This window comes from Pseudoselenomonas caprae (assembly GCF_008271345.1).
Lineage (GTDB): Bacteria > Bacillota > Negativicutes > Selenomonadales > Selenomonadaceae > Selenomonas_A > Selenomonas_A caprae.
Genome location: NZ_VTOZ01000011.1, coordinates 21394 through 41054 on the forward strand (window position 1 = coordinate 21394; position 19661 = coordinate 41054).

A 19661-nucleotide genomic window follows, 5' to 3' on the forward strand; every position below is an offset into this window, starting at 1 on the left:
TTATGCGATTTGCAATTCTAGCAGCAACGCATTGCCGCTTTGCTGGATTTTATCCACCTGCCCCCAGCCTAACCGATAGTCGAGCAAAGCCCGTTTCCATTCATTGGCCAGGTATTTGACCTCCAGACTCGGCAGAGAGGCATAAATCAGCAGGACAAACTGCTCTGCCTCATCTGCCAGCTGCAAGAGGGCATCGATATCTGCTCCTTCTACGGTCACTTCCCTTTGCACAAGCTGTATGCGCTCTATGGCTTCCTGCTGGATAGTCTTCACAGCACTATCCCAGGTATCAGCCGCCATAGCCTCATGTTCGGCTGCACTTATGGTGCTTTGACTTACCGTCCAGCCTTCACCGGCTAAATACGTTTCTGCTCCTTTGCCGCTAAATACCTGCTGCATTTCCCTGCGCCTAGACAGGAGGATTAGCTGCCCCTCAGGCCGCAGGGACAGCCATAGCTGCTCCTTCAGGGAGGGCAATAGGTATTCATCGGTATCATCGAGTACGATAAGGTCAAAAGTTTTCTGTGGCAGAAGCAGTTCTTCAAAGGGCATCGTCATGCAGATGCAATCTGCCCGCTCTTCCCTGCATGTTGGCGTCAGCCAATACATACGGTTATCCGGGTGGAATTTTGGCAGCAGCTGGCAAAAACCCAGGAATCCTGTGCTAGTCCTGCCGCCTAGATGCAATAGTTTCAGCGGCTTGTATTTCCGCAAGCAAAAAGCTGCCAACATCAAATTTATCATTTGGTACCCTTGGCGCAGGGAGCTGTCGCTGACAGCTGTTTCCAGTGAATGCAGCAGTTTTTTTATTTCCCGGTCCAGTACGAAGTCAACCGCAGCGCCATCCTCCCCCACGGTATGCATGGGCAGAGCGCTATGATTGCTATATAGGTCAAAGGTATCGAGCAATAGCTTTTTGCCGCCCTCTATTGTTTCCCCATAATAACGGAAATATTCCCGTGCCTGATCAGCCATTATCCCACCTCTTTGAAAAGCAGCCAATATAGGTGCTGAATGATTTTCTCGAAATCATATTCTTCTTTGGCATAGGCCAAAGCCCGCTCGCCTCCCTGCCGCATAAGATTTTCATCCCGGCATACCTGATATAAGATATCTGCCAGCGCAGCAATGTTTTCCCGCTCGTACTTTTTCCCGCAGCGGCCTTCGTCGATGACATCATCGGCTGCATCGATGTCCGAGGTAACCATATAGCAGCCACTGTATAGAGCTTCCGCCACCACATTGGGCGTACCACCTTCAAAGACCGACGTCAGGGCAAATATTTTCGCCCGTTTATATTCCGCCAGCAGCTGTTTTTTCTCAAAGATTGGCCCCGTCATCACCACTTGCCGGCCGATTTGCGGATAGCGCTGACAAAAATCCTCAAACCACTGGATAAAATTCGGTTCCACATTGCCTACCAAGCGCACCGTCCAATCCGGCAGCTTGTCATAAACCTTGGCAAAAGCTTCCAGCAGTTCTTCGTTACGCTTCTGGGCAGAGCCGATCCGGCCCACGGTCAGAATAACCTTTTCTTTTTGCTCAAAGTCTACCGCCATATCCAGCTGGTCAAAGTTGTAAAAGCCATTGGGCAGATATTCCACCACACAGGGCCATTTTTGTCCCAGGCATTTCTGCATACGATGACAGCTGGCCCCTATCACATCACATTCCTGCAGGAACCGCAAAAAGGCGGGATGTGTCCATTCCAGTGTGTCTTCATAATAGGAATTGGGATCGAGCTCCAAATAAACCTTGCCATCAGGACGTAGCTCACGATAACGGTGCAGGATGGGAAAATAAAAGGGAAACAAGCCATGCAGGACCAGTACATCCATATCTTGATAATTTTCAAGGAGATACCGGCATTCCGTCTCCCATTCTGCATCTGGCAGAAAATCCATCTCCACCCCCTGTATATAGCGTTCCAAAGACGGATACTCCGCCTGCATACGTGTACCAACCATCACCGCCCGATAGCCATATCTCTTGTGAAATAGATATGGCACAATCCCGCAGTTCTTCGTCAGCTGCTGATCGTTCCAGCCATTATTGGGGGCAATACTGTAAATCCCTCGTCTTTTCCCAGCCATAACTCACTCCTGCTTTCCCCGCATATCCTTACAGAATCGCTCGATTGTCCCGATAACCATCTGGGGCGTGATTTTCTTCGAGCATTCGTATTCCCGCGCGGTTCCCTTATGGTAGGGACATTTATCCTCCCGCCAGTCCACGCGCAAATCGTTATAACAGCCATGGCAAACCTGCCGATTCTGCACCCGATAGGGCGTATCGAATTCCGAATAGGGCAGCGATATGCCGCCAATCAACACCACTGGGCACCCAGCTGCATGGGCCAGCCACGACAGGCCACTTGATAGGCCAATAAAAAAGTCTGCATAGGCCAGCATATTGACGCGATCCATCAACGTGTAAGCCCCAGACATATCCTCGGCCCCTGCCGGCATCTCGATGGTCATGCCATCCGTATGGGTAACCCGCTCACGATCGATGCAGATGACACGATATCCCAGCTGTTTCAGATAAGCAACGACCTCGGCCCATCCCTGCGGATGCAGCCAGCATTTGCGTGCCCCCGAGGCCTGCACGGCAATGCAGACATAGGGTTCCTGTACTCCCCGCGGCTTGGTCGGCTGATAGAGAACTTCTTCGGCCGCTTTCTGAAGTCCCAGCAGCTGCTGGCCGATATACGCAGCCGGCAAAGCCCGGCTGTCGTCCGGCATCAAAAACGGCGGTGTCTGAAAGGCACCGATATGATAGGTCGCATAGGCATCTTCGGGGAATTCTTCCACCACGGTAAACTCAGGAAAGTAATTGGCCAGGATTTCACGGAATACCGGTTTATCAAGGATTACACCGCGGCACTTCCATTTCTTCACAAAGGCCCGGATATAGGGCAGCAGCATAATGATGTCGCCGAGCACATCGCCTTCTAAAACAAAGCAAACCGTCTGCCCTGCCGCATCATAGGTATGCGCAAAGACCAGCTTCCCTGCCTTTTTCACCTCAATCTGCCAGCGAATGAAATACTGCTCCATCGAAATAAGTACCGTTTCCGATACTTGGCCATCGAAAAACACCTGCCCGCTGTCCGCATCGGTAATCCTGACCTGCCAATCGCCAGCAGGAACTGCCACCCTCACACCGGCATTGAAATCGAGTTTTAGTCCTTCAATGCCCGTGTCGCCCTTAACCATCCCCGCAAGCTCATCATAACGAACGAAAATACCGCTGTCTTCGGCCGTGAAATCCTTCACGCCCGAATAGAAATACAATACCGGCCATAAGTGCATCCTGCAAACTCCTCTCTACAGCTGACTATGCATCTCCACCAACGAAGTATCCATCGCGCCAATGATGGCATCCTGCAGCACACTCTGCCAAAACGCCTGCCATTGCGGCTCTCCGTCCTGCAGGAATTTCCGGCCAAAATCGCACCGCTGCATCGTCTGCCGCCGGAACAAAGGCGCGGACAAACCGCCCGTCAACAGTGCCTGGTGCTCTTGCAGATATTGCCGATAGACATTGCCATCGCCAATGGCAAAACCGTCCGGCAGCTGCAAATCCACCAGCGTTCCCCGCTCTTTTGCCGGTTGCAAAGCGGGATAATCCATGCTGTTCGTCAGCACGAAATCGATATTGCCATGACGCGTAAGCGTTGTAACCATCGGCTGTAATTTATGCTTTGTCAGGACATCGCCAGGAAATACCCATTGAATGAATTCGCCATCCGCGGACTCCGCTAAATCCTGCCAGAGGATATCGCCCTGCTCCTGCAGATAGACAATATCTTTTGCCGTCTTTTCGGACTGCTCTTGCAAAAATTCCAGTAGCCACTCGTCATGGCTGACTGCCTCGCCCAACGGGAATACGATAAGGTTCACCTGCGGATAATCCTCCTCCACCACACTGGCAAAGGACTGTTGGAAGGCCTGCGGCTCCCCAAGATAGGGCAGCAAAATCGATACCTTATGCTGTTCGCTGGCAGCCTGCTGCTCGCTATAAGCATTGGCCAGCTGTTCAGCCGCCAGCAAGACATTGCGCAGTAATACCACTTCACCGCGCTGTGCTTTCGTATACACGATCTGCCGTGCCTTGCAAGAGGGGGCAATCCGCGCCGGCTGACCATGTTTTAACAGCGGGCGAATCGTTTTCTCGCCTGCCAGCAGCCGATAGAACCCCTGCCGCCAATGATTGGCCAGGTTCGTCTGCCGTGAGTATTTGGCCACATTGGCCAGCCACCCCACCGCGGCTTTTGACGCGGCCTGATTGCTGCTGCGCCAGGGGAAATGGGCCAGATGCACGCCAGTTAGCGGCAAAGGCGCCAACCGCTGCACGCCATTTTCTGCCGGCAGCAGGGCATGATGATTTCCCTGGCTCAAACGAAAGCCTGTCTTTTCCCATGCCTCACGGCCCAGGAGAAGTTTCCCCAGTTCTTCGGGCTGGCTTTCCCGCTGGCTTTCCTGGGCCAGGATAAACTGCTGCCCGTGATATTCTTCTCGTGTCTGGTAGGTCACCCATGGCAGTTGATAAACAGCAGCGGGCGTGCAGACCGATAGCAGGGCTTCACGGCACCAGCCCATATCCTGCTCCCCATCCGGCAGCAGGAATTCATCGGCATCAAGCGGCAGGACAAAATCAGCCCCTGCCGCAAATGCCGTCTGCATAAGATCCGTCATGATTTCCGCCTGGGTCTGGGCTGCACCGGCATACTGCCGTACCTCTAACGACAGCCCCTCCGCCGCCAGCTTTTTTAGGATGACTGCCGTCTCATCCGTACTCGCATGTTCGACGATATAGATTTTATCTGCCAAACTTGCGGCATGGCGCACAAAGCTTTCGATGATGTCCGCTTCGTTGCGTACCATCGAGATTACCGCTATCTGCATCATGACCTTCCTTTCCTCTGTCTATTCCTCATTATAGATTGCGAATCAATGCCGGTGAGCGGAAAAGGTGACCGCTGTATTTCTCCGGCAGAAGCAGCCAGCCATCCATAAAGTCCTGCCCCTCCTGCCAACCTGCCGCTAAAAGTTCCTGCTTTATTTTCTCATACTGTCCCGAAAACAAGATGTAGAGCCTGCGTCCCGCAGGACTTACGCGCTCATATTGGCACAGGCGTCCCGCCCAATCCATATCACTGCGCATCGTAAGGTAACGATCCTTCCCTCCCAAATTGAAAAGTTCCTGAATCGCTTTCTGTGAGGCTTCATTGGCGCAAAATATCCGCTGCCTTTGACTGGCAACGCTGAATACCTGCCGCGCCAGCTCCAGATTGATATCATGTTGCCGCTCCATCTGCGCAAAACAGCGATAGAGGAAGTCTTCGTCGCACCATGGCGTCTGGGAAAACATCGTATAGAATAGCCGATCATAGACGTCGTCTTCCCGCAAACCGAGACTTCCCGCATCATAATGATAAACTGCGGGTACCAACTGCTGGATTTTACGAAACTGCAAAGCTGGCACAAACGCATTATAGGCAATATTCAAATGTTTATAGCCGTTAGCAAAATATGCATTGAGGATATCCTGATCGTAAAACACAAATCCTTCGAGCTGTTTTAACCGCTTGATGCCTGCCCGCAGGATATCGCCCTGCGCCAAAAACTTCTCACGGTCTACAAGCAATACCCCGGAGTTAAAATAATCACGGCCATCCAGCCAGCCTGCTGCCACCATCGGATTATCCGCCGGATCTCCTGCCTCATCATACTCTGCTACCGCAGCCAGCGGATATTCCTCCAGGCTCTCCTGCCACAAACCAGCGATATCCATATGAATTACGGTATCGGCATCAAAATAAATAAACCGCGACACTGCTGGCGGCAATAACCGTGCCGCCAGCAGGCGGTAAAATGCCGCATAGGTATAGCGTGACGATCCAGCCTGTGGCAATTCCTGCCGCAAATAATCCAGCTCTGCCGCCGCGAGCACTTCTACGTTATAAAATGAAAGCTGCTGGCCAAAGTGCATCGCCGCCTGACGAAACCGCTGCTCTTCTTTTTCCCGCAGCGTCCCATCATGCAATATATGGATATGCAGATCCTTCGCTGCATGCTGCTGGCAAAGCGACCATAGCGACGTTCCGAGGAACTTGCTGTAGGTCCCCTTTTCATCCGCTATCGCATAGCAAACATCAATCATTGTTCCTATACTCCTTATATCTCGCCCTTTATCAAGAAAATATCCCACAGGCGATTGGGGCCAACATCCTTAAAAGCTACGAGTGAATCAACAGGCCAAATCGCCTCTCTTCCCTCCATATACTCTTGAATCAGGATGTACTTTGTATATCCTGCCTCACGCAGATGGTCCACCATAGTCTGCAAAAGCCCCTGTTTATTCCACCAATAGGGATTGAATTCCATGTACAACGGAATAGCCCGCTTCTTCAGGATGTTCATTGCACCGCCCACGACAAAGGGCTCAAAACCTTCCGTATCAATCCATATATACTTGATTTTAGCATCATCGAGGCCGCTTTCCTCAAAGTATTCATCCAACGAAATCAACGGCACCTCTGTGGCCGTGCCACCGCTATTTCGAACCAAGCTCGTTCCACCTGGGTTGTTTTCATCATAGTAGAGTTCCTTGTTTTCCCGTCGATCGGATAAACCATAGGCCTCAACATAGGCCTCACCTACCAAACCATTCAGCAGCATATTAATCTGCAGCAGCTTATTGTTGCGCTCGTCCGGCTCAAATGCGATTATCTCAACGTTCGTATCAATCTTTTTGCGGAAATATATACTCGTCGTGCCAATATTGGCTCCTAAATCGAGGAAATAGCCTGGCGTATCATCGCGAAGTGCATAATATTCATGGGCCAGTTTATAAAACAAATGCATTTCATCCGCCGACCAAACCTGCCCATCACGCATCATTGTCGGCATGATTACCTTATCATCCACCGAAGCTATAAAAGTAAGCTCTTCGGCCTTACAACTGCAATAATCCTTAGCACTGCATTCATGATACCAAAAAAGCAACCGCCTCATGCCACCAGGATTATCCTTGAGCAAGAATACCGCTAAATCAAACTTCTCATACCAACTAATCATCTCATAAATGAATACCACTCTATCACTGTGGAAACCAACATTATCCAACAGCTTTACGATATTGCTGTCTATGACTCTGCTAGCAATCAACAACAAATCGATATCATCACTAAGTTGAATATTATTCTCACCAGAAGGTATTCGTTGCACCAGTTCTACGCGTTCTGCCTGAATATTTTCTTCAAACCACTTTTCCCCGTTGCCGTCCATATCCCATAAGATTATGCGTGCCTTCACTGTCATCAACTCCTTAATTACAATCCTGCCCGGCGCTCGGCCTCATGGCCTAACAACAGCATTTCCCGCAAGGCGGTACCGTCGCGATGCTTTTGCTGTGCAGCCAACCGCTTTACCAGCCGGTCGCTCCACCAGAGCTGAAGTGGCGTGAAGTTCCCAGCCGCAATGGTGCGCCTTATGGCCTCCTCAATAGTCTGCTGGAATAAGTCACTGATAATCCCCGCCCGACCGCGGCTTCCTTCTGCCATATGCCACAGCTGGAATAAATCATACGTCTGTTGCTGCCAGGTCTTATGCCCTTCGTCATACTGCTGCAGATAGTCAAGCATTAAGTCCAGCGCTCCGCGGAAGTCCTCCCGCTGCCAGCAGCCATAGACCCTAGGCAGATTGACCTGCTGATGCACCTGCCATTTCTGCAGGACCCCCCTGCGGCCAAAATCATTACTGATAAGCCCCTTCAAAGGATAGCCCTCACGCGCAAGGATACGCTCCCAAAAGGCTGCATCCATCTTATTCCAGCCATGCGCGCCGAATGGCCGCCAACCAGCCAGCATGCGCGGATAGGCATGCTGGACATTTTCCTGCACCGCAAATTCCAAGGCCGTTTTCACATCCGGCACCGTAAAATCCAACTGCGGATTTTTCCCGCAATAACCCCAAAACGCATCTTCACAATCGAGAAGTTCCCCGCTCCAAGGGTGATCTTCGGCCTGCAACCTTTGCCATACGGGAACCATTGCCCGGCAAGCCGCTACGCGCCGCAAGGAAAACCCACCATTGCCTACGCGCGCACCGATTGCATGCCATAGCGGTGTCAGCCGCCGCACCGGTGCACCGATATAGTCATAGCCCATTTGACAGAACTCTGCCAAACGGTCAGAAAATACGAAGGCATCGAGCTGGTAGATCAGCACATATTCATAAGCAGCAAAGCGGTCATAAAACTCTGCTGAGAGCATTAGGGCGCTATAGCCGGTAACGCTCTGGAAATAAATATCCGCAAAGGCTTCTTTACCGATTCCTGTTTCTAATTCTCCATAAGCTAGCTGCAGGGATTCCGGATGGATAAAGTACAGTGGATAATGCCCCAGCACTTTGCGCAGCTGCCGCATAGCTACAACGTCTGTAAGCGTAAGTTCCGCTTTATAAACCGGAATCACTACTGCTACTAACTTCTTATGACTCATAGCACCTGCTCCTGATTGATACACAACAAACTATTCTCTCCCCGCTGGCACCGCTCACGCAAGATTTCAAAACCTTGGCGCATAGCTCTTACTTCGACCTGACAAATACAATGCGCCTCATACAAAGAGCAGCAGCCATGCTCTGAACGCTTTGGCCTGCATTCTGGCAAAGCATTTGCTGGCTGGACGAATACGGCCGGTACCTGCCAAGGATAAAAAACTGCTGACACATCATCAGGACCAATCGGAAATTCCGCTGGATAGCAACACGGCATCAGCACGGGCTTATCCAACGCCGCAGCCATATGCATATTCCCCGTATCGTTACCAATATAAGCCTCACAGTAATCCATCACCGCAGCGCTCTCACAATAGGTAAGGCAACTCACAAAATTTCTAAGTTTTGTCTCGTCGCCTTCTAAAGCGCGATACGCTGTCAGGAAACGTGACACTTCCTGCTCATCCGCTGCACCACCGCCCAACAATACAAAACGCATTGCCGGATAATCATGCAGCAGCCACACCACAAGTTCGGCATATTTTTCTGGCGGCCAGTGATTAAATGCTCCCTGTCCGCCCATGATTACAGCATAAAGAGGTGTTGCCGCCTGTATCCAGTCAGCCAATACAGCTTTTGCCTTCGCCAAGTCCGCTGGCTGGCACCATATTTCCAGACTTCTATCGTTTACCCTTTCCCCCCACGCTCCATCCAATACGCCTAAATACCGTTCACAGGAATGGCTATTTTTTTCCTGATAGGATACGGGCCGATTGATGAACGGCTCCACCACATCATACGGTATAACACCATGCCAAAATGTTGACTTCTGCACACGGCTGATATCATATGCTACACGCTCCTTAGCTCCACTCAGATACGCGAGCTGCACCGCACTGCCATAATGTGGGAATACAAAGGCCAAATCAAAATGATAGGGCAGAAGCTTTGCACAAAATCCCTGATTCCATTCATAAAGCGATAGGAAATCATTCCAATCGCATTGACGCAGATTCGGTATGACCTCATCCACATACGGACAGGCCTCAGCCAAAGCTAAAGCCCGCGGAAAAAGCACCAGCACGATATGTGCCAATGGATAATGCTGGCGGATAGCCCGCAGACATGGCGACAAATTGATGAAATCCCCCACGCCCGCATCATGGATGATCAGGATGTTCCGCGGCGATTCTGGCATTGCCGTACGATACCCATGCCGCACAAAATACGGCTCCATATACTGGATAAAATCATGCGTATTAAATTCCTTCGTTTGCTTTATCTGTTCTTCATAAACCGCGATGCCCTGCTGTATATCCTCAATCGCCCGCATATCTATCACCATCCCTGTATTCAAACGGTCTCTACATTGCGCTGCTCACAATACGAATGCTGCTCATCATAATAATAGAGTTTCCCCAACGGTTTTAAGCGTCGGGCGAGTTTTAAAAGTACCCGCTTGCTGTCCGGAATCGTCCGCACATTGCCCAGTACCAGGATAATATCCTGCCTTGCGGGAATCGCAGCACTGATGTTTCCCCATTGGGACACATAGCGGATAGGAAAATCCTGCACGGCGTTCGCCTTATCCGCAACATTTAGTACCACTCCAGAAAGGTGCAGCTGCGGATATTTGCGCTTCAAATTGCACAAATCGAGACCCACACTGCAGCGTACCAGCAGAACATGCTTGCCTGCATCCTCTGGCTGCAGCACATCCGTAATCCCATGGAATACTTTATGGTCTGGCGATACCTGCCATTTCTGCATGAATTTTGCTTCGTTTTCCTCTAGGATTCTGGCAAAGCGTTCCTTTCTGGCCTTGGCTTGCTCAGAATCTAGTGCCTGCTTGAATGAGGCACTGCCGAAATGATGGATAAACGTATCGGCGCACAAAAGCAGCCGGTAACCTGCCTGACGGATTGTATACGAATAGTCATCATCCTCGTAATTTCCCGGCGAGTAACGCTCGTCCATACCGCCAATCTTATCGTATACTACGCGTTTCAACAGGAAGCAAAAACCAACCAATGTTGGCCAGCTGTACCACTTCTGCGCATCGCTGTGGTTGTATCCTGTTGCAAACTGCTGCAGTTCCTCTACGGTCTGGTAATCCACCGCAATCGACTGGCCATTGCTGCAGTTATTGGTCACGCAGCTGACCGCGCCGATATCTTTCCCGCTGTAAAGTGCCTGCTGCAGATTATCCAGCCAGTGTGGCGTCACAATCGTATCGCTGTTGAGCAGCAATAAATCATTTCCTGGCGCGGCGGCCTTCATGCCTTGATTGCAGCCGGCTGGAAAGCCAACATTTTCCGGATTAGCGATGAGCTTTATTTCATGCTGCTCCTTGAGCCATTCCAACGAACCATCCGTAGAAGCATTATCTACCACGATAATCTCATAGCTATTTTTTCTCGTATAAGCGCGAATACTTTCGATACAAAACTGCGTATACGAAAGCGTATTATAGCTAAGTATTATAATGCTCGTTTTTCTCATAACATTATTCTCCAACCAGCAGGCACCTCTGTACCTGCTGCCAAACTTGTTCTGCGGTTATCTCCATGGAACATTCCATTTCCCGTTCCGTGCCCTGATGATACGGGCAAAAATAATTCTTATCGTCAACGCGCAAGTCATTATGGCAGCCATGACAGACCTGATAGTTGATGACCCGATACGGCGTAAAGAATTCATTTGACGGCAGGGTAAAGCCGCTGATCATCACCACCGGCGTCCCTGCCGCATAGGCTAGCCAGGAAAGCCCGCTCGACACCCCAATGAAGCAGGCCGCCCCATTGAGCAATGCCAGGCGTTCATCCAGCGGCCGCCGTCCCGTATAATCTTCGGCCCCTTTAGGAATCCCCACATGATAACTCCCCTGTCGCAGTTCCCGATCGCCATCGATGCAAAGCACGCGATAGCCTGCCTGTTTCAGCCGCTTGATGATGATTTCCCAGCCCTGCGGATAATGCCAGCACTTATTGACCCCCGAAGCCTGGGTAGCAATACATACATAAGGCTCTTCTATTAAGGGATTCCGCCCCGCAGCCGTAAGCTGCAACTTCCTTGGCACAACCGACAGATGCAATAGAACACCGCCAAGCTGCGTGAGCGGCACCGAGCGCGCATCGGTTGGCGATAAGATTGGCGCATCTTGGAAAATTCCAAGCACAAAGGCCGCATAGGCATCCTCTGGCAGCTCCTCCACCATAGGAAATTGCGGCCAGCAAGCGTCAAACAGCGGCGCGAAATTTTCCTGCCGCTCACAGACAATCCGGCAGTGATACTTCTCCTGCAAAGCCAAGACATAAGGCATAACCGCTAACATATCGCCCAAAGCATTGCCAAGATAAAGATACACGGTTTGCTCCGTTACATCCATTCGATGCGCAAATACCATGCTGCCCTTTTGATAGACCTCCACCTGCCAGGGAATATAGTATTTTTCCATAGAAGCAAGCAACTGATTGCTGACCTCTCCCTCAAAATACACCTGGCCGCTTTCGCTGTCGCTCACGCGGACGGCAAAATCCCCAGCCGGTACTTCAAGACGCAGTCCAAAATTAAAGTCAAGTTTAAGCCCGAGGATGCCAGTCTCCCCTTTGACTTCGCCGGCCTTTTCCATCAGCCGGACTAACAGCGCCTGATGGTATTCATTCATTTCATTTTGCGCAGCACTAAAAAACACGATTGGTTTCATTCTTCTTCATCCTTAAGCTGATATTGTTGCATCACACAATAATCCAGCAACAACATCACAAAGTCCTGCTGTTCCTTAAAGTATTCCTGACAGTATGGACCGATTTCCTGATTGATTTGTTCCAAGGAATAGCACTTAGAGACAGGCAGCATATGCCGCTTTAGGAATATGCCGAAAAAATAAGCTTTTATCCGCTGCTTGAGCTCCGGATTCTGCTGGAAAAGCTCCATCCCTGCCATCCATTGCTCGCAGGCCAATAATGTCTTTATCCCCGACAGCCAGTACTGCTTTATCTTAGACAAATCCTGTCCGCGTGACAACGACTGCTCCCGCACATGATAGTGATAGTCCGTGGCGGAAATAAACACATAGCGTTTGGCATAATAAAGGCATAGAAAATTAAACAGACAGTCTTCAAAGTTTGGCATATCATCAAAGTGCAGTTGATATTTTTCGATAAGCTCCCGCCGATAAAGCTTGCCCCATGACGCAACATTAGTTCGATTTTCCAGCATTGCCTCAATACGCAACAAAACATTTTCTGGCATAATCCATACCGAATCTGTCAACCGTACTAAATCATACAAGAGGTATGAGCCATCCTTCTGCAAGCGATACTCCTGACTACCACCTGAAACCACATCTGCATTATGCAGTATTGCTTGCGCGTATAGTGTCTTCAAATATTCTGGTTCAACAACGTCATCGCCATCCACAAACGTCAAGAAGCGCCCTGTGGCGGTCTCCATTCCCCGATTGCGTGCCATACCGGCCCCGGAGTTCTCTTGCAGCTGCACAAGCCTTATACGGCTGTCAGTCGTCGCCATAGCCGCGCAGATTTCCCCGCTGCGGTCTGTCGACGCATCATCGACAACGATGAGTTCAAAATTCTGCAACGTCTGTGCCAGCAGGCTTTGCAGGCATGCCTGTATGTACCGTTCGCAATTATATACAGGCACAATGACCGAAATACTAGGACACTTCATTTTCATACCTCAACAATTATTTATCAACATAGTAAATGCCTTCACGACTTCTTCGGGCGGGATAGTCGCAATGCAATGCGCGGCCTTGCCACAGCAACCACCATAGATGATTTCCTCTTTGCAACCCCCAATTGCCTTATCCGGGCGCAGGGCGATATAAGGGACCTGCCACGGCGCAAAGCGATAAAAGCCGCTAAATACCCCTGGCAGAAAATCATCCTTGTCCAACGGATCGCGGAAAAAGGCCAGTACCGGTTTCTGCAAAGCTGCCGCCATATGCATGGTCCCCGTGTCATTGCCGATATACATGGCACACAGGTCGAGTACCGCGCCCGTTTCCCGAAGGCTTGTCCGGCCCGCAAGATTTACCACATGCCTCTGCGGCAAGGCCTTTTTCAACTGCTCAGCCGCCTGCTGTTCCGCCGACCCGCCAATCAACACGAAACACAAAGCAGGATAGCGTCCCTCAAGCTCATTTAACGCACGTGCCAAAAGCTCTGGCGGATATTTGCGGTTTGGCGTTCCCGCACCGAGGCCTACGGCAATATAGATAGCGTCCGCCGTCTGCTCCCAGCCCAACAATGCCTTGGCCCGCAGGCTATCCGCCGCACCATACCAAAGCTCCATGCTGGTATCGCCAGGCTTAGTCCCAAGGGCTTCCAGCACATAAAAAATGCGCTCGGCCTCATGCAGGTATTCTGGCGGACTAACGAGTGATTTTGTCAGCAACTCCTCGGCAAAGTCGGGCCTAGCTTCGAAGTTTCCATAGACATTGAACACTGTATTGCTGAAATCCACGCGTTCTTTGGCGCCACTTAAGTATTCCACCAGACGGATTTCATTGCGCAGCTGCGCCCAGCCCCAAAGCTTTGAGATACATAAATCGAACTGCTTTGGCCAAAGATGTTCCTCTGCAAGTGCCACTAGCTCCTGCCAAGCTTTCCGCTGATTCTCTTGAAAGCGGCGCTCATCATACAAAATACGTTCATTGATATACGGACAGAATTCCCAAAGCTCCGCCACACCAGGCCGCACCAGCACAGCAATATACGCCTGGGGATAAGCGCGCCGCAGCTCCCGCATAAAGCCTGTCGTTAGCACCGTATCGCCTACCGCATCGAATAACAACACCAATATTGACTTCACTGCCCCAGCCTGCTGTTTGCGCAGACCTGCCTGCTCAAAAGCCGGCTCCATCAGCGCTTTGAGCTTCGCGACAGGAAGCTGATGCACATCCATGGCCAGTTGCACTAGCTGTTCCCCAGCTAAAGACAAAGCATGTTCTCTCATTGCAGCAACTCCTTCTTATGCTCCTGCCGGCAACGATCGATAACTTTTTTCACCATCGCCGGTGCGATCTGACGCTGGCACTCCAGATAATGCGGACTCTTCTGCTCATGATACGGGCAAATTTTCCGCAAGAAATGAACACGGACATCATTGAAACAGCCATTGCATACGCGGGGATTCATGACCCGATAAACCTCCGGGAATTCATACCAAACTGCCGAAAATCCCGCCAGCATGATAACAGGACACCCCGCCATCCAGGCCAGCCACGAAAGGCCACTGCCAAGACCGATGAAAAAATCGGCATACGCCAGCATATCAGCCCGCTCAGCCAGTGGAATATTGCCCGTAAAGTCCTCGGCGCCCGCTGGCATCTTTACAGTAATGCCTTGGTCACTTACGACCCTGTCGCGATCAATGCACAGCACCCGATAGCCGAGTTGTTTCAGATACGCCACGATTTCGTCCCAGCCATTTGGCCACTGCCAGGTCTTAGCTACGCCCGAAGCCTGTACGCCAATGCACACATAAGGTTCTGCGATTATCCGCAGTTTACGCGGTTTCCAGGGAATACGCGGTGCGATACAATCCTGTCCGAGAATATACTGCGCCGATGCCCGCATCGGAATCCGCCGTCCATCCGTCGGGATAAAATGCGGATCATCAAAACCGATTACCAGCCAGAAAACCGCATAAGTATCCTCGGGAATTTTCTCGCATTGCTCAATCTCCGGATAGGCACACTGGATAAACTCCCGCCACTTTTCACGGACATCAATCGAGATTTTCGCTTGATGCTGCTTGGCAAACATAACAGCCGCAGGCAAGAAGGCAATCGTGTCGCCCATAGCCGTACTGACAACGCCAATATGGATACGCTGCCCTGTCGGATCAAAGCAATGCTCAAACACCTTCTGCCCCGCGTTAAAGACCTCGATAAACCACGGGATATAATATTTTTCCTCCGATACCAGGATGACTTCGGCTGCATCTTCATCAAAATACACCGTGCCAGTTTCGGCATCTGCTATCCGCACATGATAATCCCCTGCGGGGACCTGCAAGCGAAGCCCATTGCGGAAATCCAGCTTCAGCCCGTCAATGCCCGTATCGCCAGCTACAGCTCCCATATGAACATGCATTTCATTAAAAAATATACGATTGTTTTCTTCCATCAACTCCTGCTGCTTTTCCGAATATTTGCGGCAAGGGAAATACTGGATGGGATACGGAAACATCTCCATTATTCTTGCTCCTTCCTGTTCTTATTCATACACCAGTCCAGCAGCAACGTCACATATTGATAGTTCACACCAAATTCTTTTTCCATAACCGGCCGTATCTGCTCATTGATTGCTTCCAAGGAATGCTGTTTGGTCAAATCATAAAAATGCGACAATAACGATAACTGCATGATAAATACGAATAATATCTGTTTACTTCCCTTATCTGCCGCTAAATCAGGAATGGACTCCATATAATCAGACAGAAAACGGATAGCTTTTACCACGGAATCCATATATTGTGGAGCTTTCGCCAACAAATCCCCACGCGTGATGGATTCCGGGGTCTCAATAATTTCATACAACGTATCCGGCAGTAAAGCAAACCGTTTCGCTGCCAATAGCGCTTCGATAGAAAACAAAACATCCTCAAGGAATACGATGGGATGAAACCGGATATTGCTACGTAAAATCAACTCACGTGAAAACAACTTCTGGTAACAGGCTGTCCTATACTTGCCTTGCCAGACATATTCGGCACGCTGGGCCAATGGAATCTCCAGTCCTAAAGGCTCCGTGGTTTCTACGCTGCCCTCCGCTACGATATCGGCATTTTCCCGCAGTGCCATATGATACATCCGCTTCAAATAATCAGGGTACAGCACATCATCGGCATCAACAAAAGCGATAAACCGGCCACACGCTGCTTCAATACCTGCATTGCGCGTAACACTAGCGCCCATGTTTTCCGCATTTTGCCACAAATGCACCCGCTTATGCTGCCCATACAAAGACTGGCACAATTCATAGCTGCCATCGGTAGAGCAATCGTCAATGAGCAAGATTTCCAAATTCTGCATAGTCTGCGCCAGTATACTGTCAATAGCCCGCTGCAGATATTGGACCTTGTTATAAATCGGCACAATTACAGATATGTTAACCATATTAGCTTCCCTTCATCATAAGATCTGCAGCAACGTTTGCTGATAATGCTGCCAAAGCGGTGCTGCAGTATCTATCCCCTCGGCAATAGCCCGTGACAGCAAACGCTCACCATTCTGGCAATAGTGACTGACAGCCTCCTTCCAAGACTCCACCGGCCAATCATTTTTTGCCTGCTGCAGCAGTTCATACCACTCCAGCTGATGCAAAACGAGCTTTTCTAACGGCAAGTCTTTTCCTTGTGGCCACACATAACACTCAGTTATCATGCCAACCAATTGCCCAGCACCAGCTGCCAATAAGATTTTCCAAGCCATGAAGGGCATGAAATATCCCTCCGGCTGTAAAAAAGCTTGCCGCAGCCAACCACACGCATCCAGCAACTGCCGGCCCATCAAGGTACCAGTCAAGCCACCAGCTGGATATTTGCCGATTTCGAGCAGCCACTGCCAGAGATCCTCAGCGTACATAACCTGCGTATTGTCTTGCGGATGAATCGTGATATACGGAAGCTCATTGCAATAATCCTCTGGCCCATCTGATACCAGCAAGCTGATGGGGATATTCTGCTCCGCAATACCTGCCACCATACGTGTGATGAAATTATCCGTCATTTCTATCCCTGGCAACTGCCAATGGATAAAATCGCCCTTGGCAGTTGCGGAAAGCTGTGCAAATACATCCCCGTTTTGCGACTCCGTGATGATTTGCCACGCGGCCTGCCGCGGCAGGTTAGTTTCGCAAAGCTCCCTGAGTTTCCTCAGTACCTCGTTGTCCGCTGCTTTTATGCAAGGAATAAGGATTTGCTGCCACGGATACTCCTGTTTTGCTACTAGTTGCAGACACATAGCGAATTCTGCCCAATTCCCTTGATACGGTACGACCGTCGTGACTAATATTTTTTTTGCCAATATCTGCTGTTCCTTCATTCGCTCAGCCAGCAAGACACTTGCCTGCATCAGGTTGACCATCGGATCCTGTGTAGTTTGCTGACTGTAGCGAAGCGTCTGGGGCTGCACCAATGGCCGCAAATCCATCAAGCTGGCCTGCTGAAGGAATTCCAATGGATTGATTTCTTCCCCTTGCAAAATCCGCTGATGGAAAAGACGATAACCGCCACCACCTATGGCTGCCAACGAATACTTCGACACCAGCATCGGCCAGGCAACAGCAATCTTCGTTTGGAATTGCTCCGAGCTCCGCCAATAAAAATGAGCTATTTCCAGCGTTTGGCAATCCAGCATCTCCATTCCCAACCGCTGCCCATCGCGAACATAATACAGATAATGATTCCCCTGCACCAATTGAAGCTTATTCTCGATGACTGCTCTAACACCAATGATGCATTTATTCCCCCCATCTCTGAAAACACTCCCTAATACCGGGCGCTTCAACATGAACTCCTCACGCTTTACATCCGGCTGATAGGGAATATACCGCCGCCAGGGCAACTCGTAGATGCAATCTGTATCCAACTCCTCCAGATATTCCCGCACACTTCTTCCAGCTTTAGTACCAACAAGGAATTCATCCGCATCCAAGGGAATGACAATATCTGCGCCATGCTCATTTATCGCTTCATAAAGGAGTTCCGTCGTCATCTCTGCTTGGGCATATTCTACCCGCTGCGAGGTATGTACGGTAAGCGGCAAACCTTCCTGTTGCAGGGAACGCAGGATTTCAGACGTCTTATCTGAGCTCTGATGGTCAATAAGCAATAGTTCATCGGCAAAACTAAGCGTGTGCCGTACAAAACTCTCGATAATGTCCATCTCATTCTTGACCATGCCAATAGCTACGATATGATGTTTTTTGCTGGCAGCTGGCGCCGGATTTGCATACTCTGCCTTAGTCTCCCACTCCTGCCAGCGGATTTCCTCAATCTGCTGACAAAGCTGCTCAGCAGCCACTGTCTTGGACTGAGCGATAAGCGGCCGCAGGCTTTCAAGCAGCCAGAGAAGATTTCTCTCCCCTTCACCAGCCTGCAAACTGCGAAGTATTGCTTCATCGAGCACCTGCTCCAACCGCTCCCAAGCCAATACCATCATTGGCTCCGTGAGCCGCTGTTGCCGGCAGCTGCGCCAGAAATATTGCAGTTCTTCGCCATAGCCGATCCATGCCTTATCCCCAGCTGGATAGCGATCCAGCCAGGTCATAAGCAATAGCATCATTTCCGTATGTTTTCCGTGGCGCAAAGCCCCCCAAAGCCTTGCCATATCCATATACTGGCGTTTCTGCCAATAAGCCTCTAAATCTGTCCGCCGACGGCTCTTACCGTCTATACAGGCATGTCCCGTAAGTTCATAGCCGCAAGCTTCAATCTTCCGCTGCCAGAACGCCACATGGCTTTCATTCCAGCCATGACAGCCAAAAGGCTGCAAAGTTCCCGCCTCGATTCGCCGATAACATCGCTGTACCTCTTCCTGCACAGCAAACTGCAAGGCAGTCGCAATCGGCGCACACCGAAAATCAAAATCTGACTGAACCCCGCACCAGCCCCAAAACAAGTCCTCGACCTGCAAAAAAACATCCTGGAAAATCTGCTGCCGCCCTACAGGAAGCTGCTCCCAGCGTTTGAGCGCCTGCCTTGCCGCCGTAATTTTCCGCAACGACAGGCCGCCATTGCCCACGCGTGCACCAATGGCATGCCAAATGGGATTCGACGGCGCAATCGGCGCACCAATATAGTCATAGCCCAAATCACAGAACTCCTGCAGCCGGTCCGAAAAGACAAACGCATCGAGCTGATAAATCAGCAGATAATCGTAAGCTGCAAACCGCGCATAGTACTTTTCCGTGAGCAACAATTGACTATAGCTGGTAATGCTCGTGAAATAATGATCGGGAAAGCGTTCCACGACAATGCCGTCTTCTAAACCTTCATAATCAAATTCCAGTGATTCTGGCGCCACAAAAACGCACGGGTAATGTCCCAAGATTCGCTTTAGCTGCTGCAACGATACTTTTTCAGTTATGCTTAAAGTCTCCCGATAAATGGGGATTGTAA

At 50.4% G+C, this 19661-nt stretch carries 15 protein-coding genes; all 15 read right to left on the minus strand.

Annotated elements, in window-relative coordinates:
- The 15 genes from FZ041_RS06620 to FZ041_RS06690 are packed head-to-tail and all read right to left on the minus strand — an operon-like array spanning position 1 to position 19590.
- Positions 1 to 975, minus strand: coding sequence for a hypothetical protein (locus tag FZ041_RS06620; protein WP_149188999.1), 975 nt, complete (start codon positions 973 to 975; stop codon positions 1 to 3).
- Positions 975 to 2093, minus strand: a complete 1119-nt coding sequence (locus tag FZ041_RS06625; RefSeq protein WP_149189000.1) for a glycosyltransferase family 4 protein — start codon at positions 2091 to 2093, stop codon at positions 975 to 977. The genes FZ041_RS06620 and FZ041_RS06625 overlap by 1 nt, the downstream gene beginning before the upstream one ends.
- Positions 2094 to 2096: 3 nt before the next feature.
- Positions 2097 to 3314, minus strand: coding sequence for an autotransporter strand-loop-strand O-heptosyltransferase (locus FZ041_RS06630; RefSeq protein WP_149189001.1), 1218 nt, complete (start codon positions 3312 to 3314; stop codon positions 2097 to 2099).
- 15 nt (positions 3315 to 3329) lie between these two features.
- Positions 3330 to 4913 carry a glycosyltransferase family 2 protein gene (locus FZ041_RS06635; protein ID WP_149189002.1) on the minus strand — a complete coding sequence of 528 codons (1584 nt, stop codon included), beginning with the start codon at positions 4911 to 4913 and terminating at the stop codon, positions 3330 to 3332.
- Between the two features lie 28 nt (positions 4914 to 4941).
- Positions 4942 to 6168, minus strand: coding sequence for a glycosyltransferase family 8 protein (locus FZ041_RS06640; protein ID WP_149189003.1), 1227 nt, complete (start codon positions 6166 to 6168; stop codon positions 4942 to 4944).
- A gap of 14 nt (positions 6169 to 6182) precedes the next feature.
- Positions 6183 to 7322 carry an FkbM family methyltransferase gene (locus FZ041_RS06645; RefSeq protein WP_187626330.1) on the minus strand — a complete coding sequence of 380 codons (1140 nt, stop codon included), beginning with the start codon at positions 7320 to 7322 and terminating at the stop codon, positions 6183 to 6185.
- Between the two features lie 17 nt (positions 7323 to 7339).
- Complete coding sequence (locus FZ041_RS06650; protein ID WP_149189005.1) at positions 7340 to 8509, minus strand: DUF5672 family protein; 1170 nt, start codon at positions 8507 to 8509, stop codon at positions 7340 to 7342.
- Entirely contained in the window at positions 8506 to 9840 is a 1335-nt protein-coding gene (locus FZ041_RS06655; protein WP_187626331.1) for a glycosyltransferase family 9 protein, read from the minus strand. Before FZ041_RS06655 ends, FZ041_RS06650 begins: the two co-directional genes overlap by 4 nt.
- Before the next feature lie 20 nt (positions 9841 to 9860).
- Positions 9861 to 11009, minus strand: coding sequence for a glycosyltransferase family 2 protein (locus tag FZ041_RS06660; protein ID WP_149189007.1), 1149 nt, complete (start codon positions 11007 to 11009; stop codon positions 9861 to 9863).
- Positions 11010 to 11013: 4 nt separating this feature from the next.
- The gene (locus tag FZ041_RS06665; protein ID WP_149189008.1) at positions 11014 to 12213 is read right to left on the minus strand and encodes an autotransporter strand-loop-strand O-heptosyltransferase; all 1200 of its coding nucleotides are present in this window, start codon (positions 12211 to 12213) and stop codon (positions 11014 to 11016) included.
- Entirely contained in the window at positions 12210 to 13199 is a 990-nt protein-coding gene (locus tag FZ041_RS06670) for a glycosyltransferase family 2 protein (protein ID WP_051635378.1), read from the minus strand. Before FZ041_RS06670 ends, FZ041_RS06665 begins: the two co-directional genes overlap by 4 nt.
- Positions 13200 to 13208: 9 nt before the next feature.
- Complete coding sequence (locus FZ041_RS06675; RefSeq protein WP_149189009.1) at positions 13209 to 14489, minus strand: glycosyltransferase family 9 protein; 1281 nt, start codon at positions 14487 to 14489, stop codon at positions 13209 to 13211.
- On the minus strand, positions 14486 to 15733 hold the full coding sequence (locus FZ041_RS06680) for an autotransporter strand-loop-strand O-heptosyltransferase (protein ID WP_149189010.1): 1248 nt from the start codon (positions 15731 to 15733) through the stop codon (positions 14486 to 14488). The genes FZ041_RS06675 and FZ041_RS06680 overlap by 4 nt, the downstream gene beginning before the upstream one ends.
- Positions 15733 to 16656, minus strand: coding sequence for a glycosyltransferase family 2 protein (locus FZ041_RS06685; protein ID WP_149189011.1), 924 nt, complete (start codon positions 16654 to 16656; stop codon positions 15733 to 15735). Before FZ041_RS06685 ends, FZ041_RS06680 begins: the two co-directional genes overlap by 1 nt.
- A gap of 15 nt (positions 16657 to 16671) precedes the next feature.
- Positions 16672 to 19590: a DUF5672 family protein gene (locus tag FZ041_RS06690; protein ID WP_187626332.1), complete on the minus strand. Its 2919-nt coding sequence runs from the start codon at positions 19588 to 19590 to the stop codon at positions 16672 to 16674.
- Positions 19591 to 19661: the final 71 nt, after the last annotated feature.